This window comes from Trichocoleus sp. FACHB-90, from assembly GCF_014695505.1.
Classification (GTDB): domain Bacteria; phylum Cyanobacteriota; class Cyanobacteriia; order Cyanobacteriales; family FACHB-T130; genus Funiculus; species Funiculus sociatus.
This window is the reverse complement of the sequence record NZ_JACJOK010000020.1, coordinates 132,695-144,798: the sequence shown is the minus strand read 5'-3', so window position 1 is coordinate 144,798 and position 12,104 is coordinate 132,695. Positions and strand designations below refer to the sequence as shown.

Genomic DNA, 12,104 nt, shown 5'->3' with positions numbered 1-12,104 from the left:
CTTATACTGGCGAGTCAGTCCGTAGTGCTTCTTTAACCAGTTGTTGCACTTCCGAACGCACATGATCGTAAGCTTCCGTACTACACCAAGGACGTAGATATAAAACTGTCCCTGTTGCTGAGATTGAGGAAACGTGACAAGTCGGTTTTGGTTCATCCAAGATTAAGGGATGGGGTTGAACTAGGGATAAAAGTAGAGTTATCGTGGGTTCAATCGGGCGCTCGCCTATATCAATTTCCAAATCCACTCGTCGCTTACCTAGTGCTGAGGTATTTTTGAGATTTCCACTAAATAATTGACCATTTGGCACCGTAATCACCACGTTATCTCGCGTTATCAGCGTAGTAGAGAAAGTCCCAATAGCATCTACCACACCAGCAACCCCTGCACCTTCAATAAAATCTCCTACCTCAAATGGGCGCGTACTAATTAGCATCACACCCGCAGCAAAGTGGGATAGGGTATTCTGCAACGCCAAACCCACTGCTAAACCAGCAGCCCCCAGCACCGCAACGACGCTGGTTGTCTGAATTCCCAACTTATTGAGAACTGCCACAATTCCGACCACCAGCGTAAAAATCTCCGCTACCTGAACCAGAAACTTGCGTAGAGTTGGTTCTGTGCGACTGAGTGTTTTGCGGGTAAGACCACCTATCCAACCTACGGCTAATCGTGTGAGCAGCAGAATCCCAGCCGCCCAGAGAAGGTTCTGTAAAATCTTAAAGTACGTTTGATTAACCAGGTAGTTCCATAACTGCGATGCAGTCTCAACAGAAAAATTTTCCATTCTCAATCGTTTTTATACTTCCAATCAATATATCTTTTTTTATCTACCCCACAATCAGCGCAGCGGTAATGTGCGATCGCAGTCCTAAATAATTGGTGAAGGCGAGATACCCGACTTCTTTAAGAAGTCGGGTATCTGAAGGGCTAGTAATCTGAAAACTCAAATAGGATTGCTATAAAAAGATTGGGATTTGTTATAGAAGGATACGTCAAGGAATATTTATTCAGGGTGAATGGCAAGATCGCATTTTAACAAGTTTAAGGAATAAAAATTGGCAAGTAAAATAATTCTATCCCCGATAGCCTGCGGCTAAATACAGTTTGTCCAGCCCATTTGCTTTGCCCAAACCCAAAGGGGCTTTGAGAACACCCCTTTTTTAAGACTAGGGGGAAATACTCGTAAAATAATAAAGCGAAGCGCCTCAAAGATGCTTCGCTTAAAATGACATTTTTGAGTGCTTAGATTAGTTGAAGCATTCCGGAGTCATGAAGTCTGCGCGAACCCAACCACGAGCGCCACTTTTGGGAAACCCAACTCTGTACCAAGAAGACCCTTGGCGATTCTCCACGACTGCTAAATCTTGAGGGGTACCACCGGACTCTCGTAATATGTGAACGCGATCGCCCACAAGCCCATAGCCTTTCTGCTGATAGTTCGTGCCAGGGCCGGAACGCAAATTAATCCGCGCCCCCGGAGTTGCACCGGTCAGCGTTGCCATGCAATAAGACATTTCACGCTGAGGAATTTTTGACTGTGCAGAAGCAGGTGCTGCTGACAGCATCAAAGTAGCCACAAGCCCAGTGAAGGCAACTACTTGAGTATTGACTAAAACATTCTTAACTGTTCTCATATTTTCCCCGAACTAACTATTTAAGACTTTGGGTAGATTGTCCAATGTGCAGCTATGTTCTACTCCAATAGAGCTAGGGCATTTTCCAGAAATTTAATCTGTGAGATGTGCGATCGCTCTAAGGTGGAGCCGTGAAATTTATTTCACAGCTCAAAGCTTCAACCCGTTTGAACGGGTTGAAAGCCATATACAGCAAGCTTTTCAGTCCGTTTTAACGGACTTAAGCTTTTAGCCGGAACTTTAGAGCCGTGAAATAAATTTCACAGCTCAAAGCTCAAACCCGTTGAAACGGGTTAAAACCGATATACAGCAAGCATTTTAGTCCGTTTTAACGGACTTTAGCTTTCAGCCGGAACTTTAGTTCACGGCTTGAGCGCAGGGCAAAAGTTAATTGCCATTCCTCTCAAGTGGGACTACGAAAGCTGCTATCTAACAGGGATAGAAAAGTTAAGATGATGCAGCTTGATCTGAAATTTCCAGTGCGCCCACTGCTATGCGAGGCAAACGGTGTTTGAAGCCGCAGAGAATTTCCCAGGAAATTGTGCCTAAAGTCGCCGCCCAGTCGTCGGCAGAAATTTGGAATTCTCCCTGTTGCCCCAGTAGGGTGACAACTTCGCCAGTTTGCAAGTCGGGAATAGCGCTGACATCCAGCATCAACTGATCCATCGTAATTGCCCCCACTTGCGGCACTAGCTGACCTCGGATCAAAACTTGCATTTTGTTGGAGAGGTTGCGGGGAATACCATCGGCGTAGCCAATGCCAACAACGGCGAGGCGCATATTCTCACTGGCGATAAATTGATAACCGTAGCTGACACCAGTACCTGATGCAATATCTTTTACTTGGGTTATACGCGCTTTTACCTGCATGACAGGCTTGAGGTTAATGGCTGGCTTTAGATGCGGCGCTGGGTAAAGCCCGTAGGTAGCTAAACCGACTCGCACCATGTCGTAGTGTAAGGAGCGGTCAGTTAAGGCGGCGGCGGAATTTGCTAAGTGTAGTTTCGGCCCTTTAATACCAGTGGCTTCGATGAAGGCGATCGCTTCCTCAAACCGTTCGTGCTGCTGTCTCATCACCGTCGGGTCTGGACTGTCAGCGGTTGCAAAGTGGGAATATATACTGGCAATTTTTAGATGCGGCAACCGTTGCACTAGCTGGACAAACTCAGCAGCTTGCTGCCAGATGGTGCCAAGCCGTGACATTCCGGTATCTAATTTTACATGAACTGACAAAGAATGATTTTCAATGCCCAGTGTCTCAGAAAACACCAAAGCTTGCTGTGGCGTACACAAAGTAGGTTGCAAATTCCAGTGGGCGATCGCTTGTACTTGTTCGGGAGTATTACTCGCGCCCAAAATCAAAATCGGTGCTTCAATCCCAGCTTCTCGCAGTTGAATCCCCTCTGGAATCGTAGCGACACCCAGCCAACTAGCACCCGCTTCACAAACCGTTTGGGCAACAGTTATGGCACCATGACCGTAAGCATCAGCCTTCACCACCGCCATTAGTTCCGTCTGCGGCGATAGAAAATGTCTCAATTGCCGCACATTATGAGTTAAAGCGGCTAAATCAATTTCTACCCAAGCGCGATCGCATAGCGGGGCGGATACCCTGTCGCGTAGCGTCTGTACACGATCGCCGCGCATGGCAGCATTTAGATACCCTTCGGGGGATATCTCTCTAGGAGTCTGCTCCCAACTCAGCATTTAAACTTACTCCTCACACACTCACTCACTCACACCAGTTTAATCTGCGTAGGTTGGGCAGGCACGCCCGGACGCAGTTTAAGATTAATAGATTTGCCAACCGTATCATCTAATACAAAGGAGGAATTAAATAACTGCGCCAAATAGGTTTAGTGTCTTTGTCGTTAGTTGTGGATTCGGGAATCAATAAACGCCAAGTTTTACCCTCAATTTGACTTTGCAGGTAAACATCAAAAGCGTTTTGCTTTTGAGTCACCTGACGGCTGGGGAATTCGAGGTTAAGGTTGTAGGTTCCCTGAAGGTGGTAAGTGGGTAACTTGTTAACTATCAAGGATTCCTGCTTCTTAATTCGCAGCTGACTAATTTGAACACTGGGGGTTTGCTGGTTCAACTGCTGACTTAGCTGTTTTTGAGTTTGACTGACTTGAAATGCGATCGCTTTCTCTATCAGTTGGCTATTTAGTAGCGGTGCAGCAACACCACAAGCTGTCAGCAATCCTACCAAAATCACCGTTAAAAATATCCGCACCATCGCTCTCTTACTTCTCCTCTGTTTCCTTGACATCTTGCACCCAATTTTTATAACCTTGCTCTTAGCCTCATCCCCCTGAACAGGGCGGCGCTTTTAAGCGATAGTATAAGCTTTGGGTGTCTTCAAGTTATAAATCTATGATGTCAAGAAAAAAAGACCTTGGCTTAGATGACCAGCTCTACAATTATCTGTTATCGGCTTCTTTGCGCGAATCAGAAATTTTGCGACAACTGCGACAAGAAACCGCCAATCATCCCCAAGCCAGAATGCAAATTTCACCAGAACAAGGTCAATTTATGGCGCTTTTGGTGCAGTTGCTGGGTGCTACGAAAACGCTAGAAGTGGGCGTATTTACTGGTTATAGCTCTTTGTGTGTTGCCCTTGCCCTTCCCCCGACTGGTAAAATTGTCGCTTGCGATGTCAGTGACGAGTACACTTCGGTAGCGCGGCGATATTGGCAGGCGGCTGGGGTGGCAGATAAAATTGAGCTGCGTATTGCACCAGCACTAGAGACGCTGGATCAATTGTTGGCAACTGGACAGGCGGAAACGTTTGATTTTGCCTTCATTGATGCTGATAAGGGGAATTATGACGGATATTATGAGCGATCGCTACAATTAATCCGTCGCGGTGGTCTAATTGCCATCGATAACGTTTTGTGGTCTGGACGAGTTGCTGATCTTCAAGTTCAAGATCAAAGCACTAAAAGCATTAGAGCTTTTAATGAAAAATTGCACGGCGATGAACGGGTTTCTCTGAGTCTTGTTCCAATTGCTGATGGTTTGACTTTAGCACTCAAGCGTTGATATAGCATTAGACAAGTCTTCATGAGATTTGCCCAAAAATTCTTCACTATTCTCTGCTGCGGTCTTTTTATTCGGCATAATAATAGCTAAACCGCTAAAACGCGCTCAACGGGCGAAGCTGAGGAGGATATTGTCCGGTTTTATTGCTGTTGGTTTTCTCAATCTGTTGAGAACTTAATTTAGGAATGTTGTTAGATGAAAGTTTCATTGCTTTCACCTCTGAAACTGGTAGAAATTATCCCTAATAACTCTTTTCAATCCAGCTCAACAGTTCTATTTCATTGCCAAAAGTGGCAGAGCGCCCCGTAGTAGGATTATAGGCTTCCCACCAAGTATTACCGAAGCGATCGCTTCGCTGCCAAACTTTCATTTCTGGCTCTTTGGTGAAGGTGGTAATCAAGAGCTGCCAAATTTTATTCAGTACCAAAGATAGTTTTGATTCTTTGACTGGCTGCTGGTATTGTTTGGCATAAATATCTTCCAGCTTTTGTCTGTCTAACTCACTGATGTAAGATTGCATAAAAAAGTACCTTATGGGAAATGGTAAATCGCTAAATTTATGATTCTGCTTTCATTAAATGTGGTATAGCCAACTTGTTTTATCTCCCAATTTGTAACGGATAATCCTACCTCAGCCTGGAAACATATTTCTTAGAGTGAATTAATGGCGCTGTAAGATCACCCATTCAAATCACCCAGTTGGGTGATGTTCGGTCACGAAATGAAACTTAAAATATCGGGCAAACAAACCAAGGCTGTTAGATTGCACAAACAAATTTAGCTGATAAATTAAATCTAACAATTGCTTATTTGACAAACAAAGTAATATTTGCATAGTTAGTATGAATAAAATTCATAGATGGAGGATGAAGACTTTTGGCAAAATTCATACATTACCTTCATAACGTCTTTCACCAACCTCGCCCTAAAAAGGACGAGGATTGACCGAACCAATTCGGACAACGCAAGTGGTGAATAGCTCCGAAGAGACTTGATTTGGTACAGACTTCCGAATGCTTCCCTAGTTCGGATTCACTCTAAGCCTGATTGGTTCAAGCGTTGGGCAAGCCAAGACATCTTAATCAAGTTGAGCGAAGGGACTTAAACTCACGCACAGGATTATCTCTTAAATGCGTATTCCAGTTGTCTCAGTCAATCATCAGCCACTCATGCCGACAAAACCAAGTCGAGCTAGAAAGTGGATTCGGGAAGGTAAAGCCGTTGGCAAGTTCAACGACTTAGGGCAGTTCTATGTTCAGTTAGTGAACAAGCCGAGCGGGGTCAAAACTCAGCCCATAGTTATTGGGATTGACCCTGGTAAACTTTATTCGGGCATTGGTGTCCAATCCTCTAAAGTCTCGTTGTTTACAGCTCATTTGGTTCTACCATTCCAGAAGGTAAAAGACCGGATGGAGCAACGCGCCATGATGCGACGGGGGCGACGGAGTAGGCGAATCAATCGCAAAGTTGCATTTTCTCAACGTGCTCATCGTCAGAAGCGATTTGACAATAGGAAAAGCTCTAAACTTCCTCCTTCGATTCGAGCGTCGAGGCAGTTAGAATTGCGAGTCGTTTCCGAACTGTGCAAAGTTCTACCTATCACTGGCATCGTTTACGAAATTGTAGAGGCGAAAGGCTCTAAATCATTCTCTCCGGTGATGGTCGGTCAAGTGCGATTCGTTGGTTAAAAATCAAACAGAACCCTCACAGGGTCTAGATTTGGGCAATTAACCGCAAGGGAAGATGACGGGGTAAAACCCAACAGAACCTTGACAACTTAACAGCCATGTTGGTGAGGGTCAGTATCCTAGAACCCCCAAGTCCAACCGCCCAGGTGCTGGGCTGAAAGCACACAAAGCGCCCTCTTGAAGGGTGTCCCTTACAAAGGAGACTAGCCATCAAATTTGTAGCGCAGGGGTGAAAGCCTACGGGCAAGCAAGAGCCTATGGGTAGGAATACGAAGCTACGTTTGAACCATCGTAACCATGTGTCCGAAAGGAAAGGTTATGGGCTGGCAATTTTGTCCTTGACCAGTTAGCACTCCAATTAAACCCGGTGGATAGTAGCGCCCTAAAGGACTCAAACAAATGGCTGTTAGGAACGAAGTAACCCTCTCGTATGCTCTCTTTGGAGGTCGATACCGAAGAGCAGGTGCTAACCGAATGCTACGGGATGGGAGGGATTGAGTCAGAAGCGAATGACCTGGGTAATACCAGGTATATGCCAACAGACTCACGGTGATTTGAAAGATAGAGAACACAGTAGCAATGAACAAGACTAAAACGCAGGAAAAACTGACGGTGGTATGGAACGCCATTGACTGGCGAAAGCTAGAAAAACGGGTGTTCAAGTTGCAAAAACGTATCTATCAAGCCTCTCAGCGTGGCGATGTTCGTGCAGTTCGCAAACTCCAAAAGACCCTGATGAGGTCTTGGTCTGCCAAATGCTTGGCTGTCCGTCGAGTAACGCAGGATAACACTGGCAAAAAGACAGCCGGGGTAGATGGTATCAAAAGTCTCGCACCAACCCAGCGACTTGAGTTAGTTAATAACCTGAAACTATCCCGAAAAGCTAGCCCAGTAAGGCGGGTGAATATACCCAAGCCTGGAACTTCTGAGAAGAGGGGACTAGGGATTCCAACGATGACAGATCGTGCTTCACAAGCATTGGTAAAACAAACATTAGAACCAGAATGGGAAGCTCGTTTCGAGCAAAACTCGTATGGTTTCAGACCCGGACGCTCATGCCATGATGCGATTGAAGCAATATTCATAGCGATTAACCAGAAAGCCAAATACGTGCTTGATGCGGATATCGCCAAATGCTTCGACAAAATCAACCATGAAGCACTGCTCAACAAATTAAATACATTCCCCACTATCCGCCGTCAAATACGTGCATGGTTAAAAGCGGGGGTGATGGACGGCTCCAAGCTGTTCCCGACATCTGAGGGTACGCCACAAGGTGGGGTGATTTCCCCCCTACTGGCAAACATAGCCCTTCACGGCATGGAAAATCGAATCAACCAAGCCTTCCCTACAATGGTCAAACAATCTAGGGAGACTTGGTTTCACAAAAAGGGAGAAACATTCCGTACTCCCAATATCATTCGATACGCCGATGATTTCGTGGTTCTTCACGAAAATCTAGCCGTTGTCCAAGGATGTCAGCAGATAATTGCCGAGTGGCTAAATGGCATGGGATTGGAATTAAAGCCATCAAAAACCCACATATCCCATACTCTCACGGAGTACGAAGGAAACACGGGTTTCGATTTCCTGGGGTTTAATATTCGCCAGTACCCAATAAGTATAAAACGGTCTGGGAAAAGCTCAAAAGGCGAACCTCTGGGCTTTAAAACACTCATCAAGCCAAGCCAGAAAGCGATAAAACGTCATGTAGAGGAAATAGGCAACATCATCAAAGCCCATAAATCAAAGCCCCAAGAGGCTCTTATCGGGAAACTCAATCCGATAATACAAGGGTGGGCAAACTACAACTCTACACAAGTCAGTAAAGAAACGTTTTCAACGATAGACCACATAGTCTATCAACAGCTTTTGGTTTGGGCTAAATATACCCACAGCGGTACACCGCATAAAGAAATCATCCGTAAATGCTGGATGACGGTGGGAAACAATAACTGGGTATTCGCAGCCAGGGACGAGCAAGGAAACCTCGTTCGGCTACGCGCTCATGCCAAGACTCCTATAGTCAGACATGGGAAGGTTAAAGGCGAAGCTAGTCCATATGACGGCAACCTAGTTTACTGGTCAACTAGAAGGGGTAAACACCCAGAATGTCCTGGGAGAGTCGCCGAACTCCTCAAGGCTCAACAAGGGAAATGTAATAGATGCGGATTGCACTTCAGAGAAGACGATTTGCTCGAAATCGACCATAAACTCCCCACCTCACAAGGTGGGAAGGACGTAAAGAGCAACCGTCAACTACTACACAGACATTGCCACGACCAAAAAACTGCTATGGATGCCTTGAGGCAAAACAGGCAGTCGGCACATGAAGAGTTAGCGAGGTATTTGGATGATAACCCGTTCTAACTGCCTAACCCTAACCAAGGGAAGAGGTGCCCATGACAAGGGTCAAGTCACTGAGGAGCCGTGTGACGGGAAACTGTCACGCACGGTTTTGAAAGGGAGACGAGGGGTAGCAATATCCCTCGCCGACCCAAACAAATGGGCGCTGACTCAACTAGCCGAATTTGCTCCAGTTGAGAGTCGTAAAGGCTGGGAAACTTCCCAGCTACGAACACAGCTAGGCTTGCAGAAACAGAAGCACCGAAAAGGTGACGCAATTCCCGCAACTCATGCAGTAGACGGGATTGCACTAGCTTGCTCTGCTTTCATTGAGTACGAATCTTTCCACTGTGCCAAAACTCACGGGCATCAATGGACAGGTGAAGTATCAGTAACGGTTGCCCCCTTTAAGGTGATTCGTCGTCCTCCAATTTCGCGTCGCCAGCTTCATTTGATGGTTCCAGGTAAAGGCGGGATTCGTCGGAAGTACGGCGGGTCTACAACTCGCCACGGCGTTCGTAAAGGTGATTTAGTCAGCTCCCCGAAAGGAATTGGTTACGTCAGTGGCGACACCGAAAAACAGATATCTGTAAGCAACGCTAACTGGAAACGGTTAGGACAAATATCTTCTAGCAAAGTGCAATTGATTCGTCGTTCAAACGGGTTGATTGTGGCTTGATAGTTCTTGTAAAGCCGTCCTGTGCTTCGCGGTCATGACGGGGTTTCTCCCATTTTTATGATGAATGAAATCAATAGCAGTCGGATAAAGCTTTCCCAACTGCGTGCGTTGGTTACAGTCGCAGAGTATGGCAATTTCAGCGAAGCCGCGCTGCATTTAGAACTTTCGCAGTCAGCAATCAGTCATGCGATCGCTACCCTAGAGGAAGAATTAGGGGTAATTTTGCTCTATCGCGGTCGTCACGGCGCTCATCTCACATCCGTAGGGGAACGAGTCATCGATCATGCGCGAAGCGTGCTGCAACTGCTAGGAGCAATAGAGAAAGAAGCCAATTTAGAAAAAGGCTTGCATGGGGGGAGTGTCCGAATTGCTTGTTTTCGCAGCGTAGCAACTCACATCTTGCCAGCTGCGATCGCTCGATTTCGCGATCGCTACCCAAAAATTGCCGTCAGCATCATCGAACATTCTGATTATCTGGGTGCAGAACAAGCTTTGCGCGACGGTCATGCTGATATTGGCTTCACAGCTTTACCCGGTGGTGATGAATTTGAAGGCTGGGAAATTTTGCGGGATGAGTATATTGTTGTACTCCCTCCGACTCCTAAACTAGAGACTGATAAAATTACGTGGGAGCAGTTGGCAACTTACCCGTTAATCTTGGCTTACGGCAATGCCTGCTACGCTTTGCTTCGGCAACATTTGGTAAATTTAAACTTTCGTGTAAATCCTGCTTATGAAGTTAAGCAAGATTCGACAACGGTTGGTATGGTTTTACAAGGTTTAGGAGCAGCTATTCTTCCTCGTCTTGCTGCCGAACCATTACCGCCAGAAGTGCAGGTTTACAGTTTACCAGTTCCTTTAGAGAGAGTAATTAGAGTGGCGGTGCTGGCGAATTCTCTTCAAAGTCCGGCTGTGTTCGCATTTCTCGACACTCTTAGAGGTGTGGATGAATGCACTTTAAAAGCAGCAGTTTAAAGAATGCGATCGCTAGTTTGATGTATTTCGTTTCTGTATCATCCACGCCATCAAGCAGGTTTGAAAATGGCTTTTGAACGTTTACGCGGGTAGGATTGTCTGAGAATTTCCCCCAATACAAGCTGCGACGAGGATATCTGGCTCTTGTCTTGTTACTCTGTAAAATGCGATCGCTCCCTCTAGTTGGCTTTAACAGCTAAATTCTCATTAATAATTGTTTTGTTTTATACAGGTTAGCGCTCTTCCTAAAGAGCCATCTTTACTGAAAATTTATAAATATAATAAAAATTACGTTTATCTATGACTTTTATAAGCTAAGTATTAGATATAAATAAAATCTAAAATTATGGAATTTGAGAAATTCTGTACTTTAGGGTGAGTTTATTTACACTCACCTATTTAAATGTATAGAATAAGGAGTAAATATGAATAGCGACTTGAGGGCTAGACATAGAGAACTAAGAACCATTTATGAAACGTTGGTGATTGAATATGAAATAAGGAAAACTATGCATCAGCAGGTAATAAAGAAATCTAAATACTTAAGGAGTATCAATAGTCAGTTGAGAATTACAAGTTACCATATAAAACGTGACATAGAGTTAACAAAAATTAAAAAAGACGCAGGTATAACCCTTTAGGGTTATACCTGCGTCTTGCTTAACAGCCTTCTTACTGCAAGCTGAACAGCAAACCCACGCCACCTAATGCAATTAAAACGCCTAAAATAGCTCTGGAACTGGGTTCATTTCAGCACGAACGCCGCAAATGTAGTATATTAGTAGTATTGTAAACTGATAGCTTCCGCTGGAGCTTACCAGCGACTTGAGTGTTATGACAGCACATTCTTTGCACTATCGAGCAACATCCGGTATCCAGGGAGAGATTTATTATTATCCACAAGCGGATGAAACTGTTAAAGATACTATTGAAATATTTAAGAATAGAAACCATAAGATTGAAATGCTTACAACTCCTAAAGAAGGAAAGCTGCTAATTCATGCGTTGATTTTAGAAATTTTAAATCATCAAATTTTAATTAACAAAAATGAGGATCAGCTATATGAATATTCCGAAACTGAAATATTTCATTGCTTCAATGTTATTAAGTTTATTTCTAAAGCCTATTCAGCTACTATAAACAAGCCTAGCAATATAGAATATAACGGAAAAATCCAGACCAGAGTGGAATTTGCATGCGGCTTATCTTTTGAATGCAATATTGTACCTTCCATTAGTAGTTCTACGTGTAAATCTTTAAATTATCCCGTCAATAATAATCTAAATGAATACATTAAAAGATATATGCTTATTGCTCAATTTTCTGATATGCCTTTGCAACTTGGAAGTTTGTATGGGTTAGTCGAGTTTATGGCATATAGAGAAGGATTGAAAACAAAGGAGTTTCTAGAAAAAATGATGATTGAGTTTGTAGATAAAACAAGAAAAGATTTAAAAGAGCCTATAAAAACTCAACGTATACAACAGCAATATGCTCAAATTAGGTGTGTTCGCAACCTAGTCAGTCATGGTGTATGCAATATAGGAGATACTGTAACAACTCTTAATGAGGTACTTGGCACAAAAAAAACTTCACATGAGTTTGACCGAAATAATAAAGAGCAGATGGAATTAGTTACAAAATGTTCTAACGAACTTTTGGGTATCTTGAAAAACTATATTAATAGTCAAATTTACAAAAATGTATAGAAACTTATAAGTGTATTAAGACGA

10 protein-coding genes and 2 pseudogenes are annotated in these 12,104 nt (G+C 44.2%); 7 read left to right on the top strand and 5 right to left on the bottom strand.

Annotated elements, in window-relative coordinates; translation table 11 throughout:
• Position 1: 1 nt before the first annotated feature.
• From H6F74_RS06285 to H6F74_RS06270, 4 genes are all read right to left on the bottom strand, one after another.
• Positions 2 to 787, bottom strand: coding sequence for a mechanosensitive ion channel family protein (locus H6F74_RS06285; RefSeq protein ID WP_190437866.1), 786 nt, complete (start codon positions 785 to 787; stop codon positions 2 to 4).
• 463 nt (positions 788 to 1,250) lie between these two features.
• Entirely contained in the window at positions 1,251 to 1,637 is a 387-nt protein-coding gene (locus tag H6F74_RS06280) for an SH3 domain-containing protein (protein ID WP_242021853.1), read from the bottom strand.
• Positions 1,638 to 2,084: 447 nt separating this feature from the next.
• Positions 2,085 to 3,284 (bottom strand): alanine racemase, encoded by a 1,200-nt coding sequence (gene alr / locus H6F74_RS06275; protein ID WP_242021865.1) that lies wholly within the window; start codon positions 3,282 to 3,284, stop codon positions 2,085 to 2,087.
• Positions 3,285 to 3,453: 169 nt separating this feature from the next.
• Positions 3,454 to 3,909 (bottom strand): hypothetical protein, encoded by a 456-nt coding sequence (locus H6F74_RS06270; protein WP_199300888.1) that lies wholly within the window; start codon positions 3,907 to 3,909, stop codon positions 3,454 to 3,456.
• 104 nt (positions 3,910 to 4,013) lie between these two features.
• On the opposite strand from H6F74_RS06270, the gene H6F74_RS06265 reads away from it, so the two are divergent.
• Positions 4,014 to 4,682 (top strand): class I SAM-dependent methyltransferase, encoded by a 669-nt coding sequence (locus H6F74_RS06265; RefSeq protein WP_242021851.1) that lies wholly within the window; start codon positions 4,014 to 4,016, stop codon positions 4,680 to 4,682.
• 241 nt (positions 4,683 to 4,923) lie between these two features.
• Here H6F74_RS06265 and H6F74_RS06260 read toward each other — a convergent pair whose 3' ends face one another.
• Positions 4,924 to 5,202, bottom strand: coding sequence for a hypothetical protein (locus H6F74_RS06260; protein WP_190437861.1), 279 nt, complete (start codon positions 5,200 to 5,202; stop codon positions 4,924 to 4,926).
• A gap of 610 nt (positions 5,203 to 5,812) precedes the next feature.
• Here H6F74_RS06260 and H6F74_RS06255 point away from each other — a divergent pair.
• From H6F74_RS06255 to H6F74_RS06235, 6 genes and pseudogenes are all read left to right on the top strand, one after another.
• Positions 5,813 to 6,352, top strand: a pseudogene (locus H6F74_RS06255) (RRXRR domain-containing protein); the annotation flags it as partial.
• A gap of 448 nt (positions 6,353 to 6,800) precedes the next feature.
• The gene (locus tag H6F74_RS30415) at positions 6,801 to 6,923 is read left to right on the top strand and encodes a hypothetical protein (protein WP_277875766.1); all 123 of its coding nucleotides are present in this window, start codon (positions 6,801 to 6,803) and stop codon (positions 6,921 to 6,923) included.
• A 26-nt stretch (positions 6,924 to 6,949) separates the two neighbouring features.
• Positions 6,950 to 8,740, top strand: coding sequence for a group II intron reverse transcriptase/maturase (ltrA, locus tag H6F74_RS06250; RefSeq protein ID WP_190437856.1), 1,791 nt, complete (start codon positions 6,950 to 6,952; stop codon positions 8,738 to 8,740).
• Between the two features lie 133 nt (positions 8,741 to 8,873).
• Positions 8,874 to 9,395 (top strand): annotated as a pseudogene (locus H6F74_RS06245) (hypothetical protein); the annotation flags it as partial.
• A gap of 60 nt (positions 9,396 to 9,455) precedes the next feature.
• A complete protein-coding gene (locus tag H6F74_RS06240; RefSeq protein WP_190438013.1) occupies positions 9,456 to 10,370 on the top strand; it encodes a LysR family transcriptional regulator in 915 nt (304 codons plus the stop codon).
• Positions 10,371 to 11,204: 834 nt separating this feature from the next.
• Positions 11,205 to 12,080 (top strand): hypothetical protein, encoded by an 876-nt coding sequence (locus tag H6F74_RS06235; RefSeq protein WP_190437853.1) that lies wholly within the window; start codon positions 11,205 to 11,207, stop codon positions 12,078 to 12,080.
• The last annotated feature ends 24 nt before the right edge of the window (positions 12,081 to 12,104 follow it).

Bases quoted from the DNA above. Each gene is read 5' to 3' on its own strand.
- H6F74_RS06285 (WP_190437866.1), bottom strand. From the start codon at position 787: ATGGAAAATTTTTCTGTTGAGACTGCATCGCAGTTATGGAACTACCTG.
- H6F74_RS06280 (WP_242021853.1), bottom strand. From the start codon at position 1,637: ATGAGAACAGTTAAGAATGTTTTAGTCAATACTCAAGTAGTTGCCTTC.
- alr (WP_242021865.1), bottom strand. From the start codon at position 3,284: ATGCGCGGCGATCGTGTACAGACGCTACGCGACAGGGTATCCGCCCCG.
- H6F74_RS06270 (WP_199300888.1), bottom strand. From the start codon at position 3,909: ATGTCAAGGAAACAGAGGAGAAGTAAGAGAGCGATGGTGCGGATATTT.
- H6F74_RS06265 (WP_242021851.1), top strand. From the start codon at position 4,014: ATGATGTCAAGAAAAAAAGACCTTGGCTTAGATGACCAGCTCTACAAT.
- H6F74_RS06260 (WP_190437861.1), bottom strand. From the start codon at position 5,202: ATGCAATCTTACATCAGTGAGTTAGACAGACAAAAGCTGGAAGATATT.
- H6F74_RS30415 (WP_277875766.1), top strand. From the start codon at position 6,801: ATGCTCTCTTTGGAGGTCGATACCGAAGAGCAGGTGCTAACCGAATGC.
- ltrA (WP_190437856.1), top strand. From the start codon at position 6,950: ATGAACAAGACTAAAACGCAGGAAAAACTGACGGTGGTATGGAACGCC.
- H6F74_RS06240 (WP_190438013.1), top strand. From the start codon at position 9,456: ATGAATGAAATCAATAGCAGTCGGATAAAGCTTTCCCAACTGCGTGCG.
- H6F74_RS06235 (WP_190437853.1), top strand. From the start codon at position 11,205: ATGACAGCACATTCTTTGCACTATCGAGCAACATCCGGTATCCAGGGA.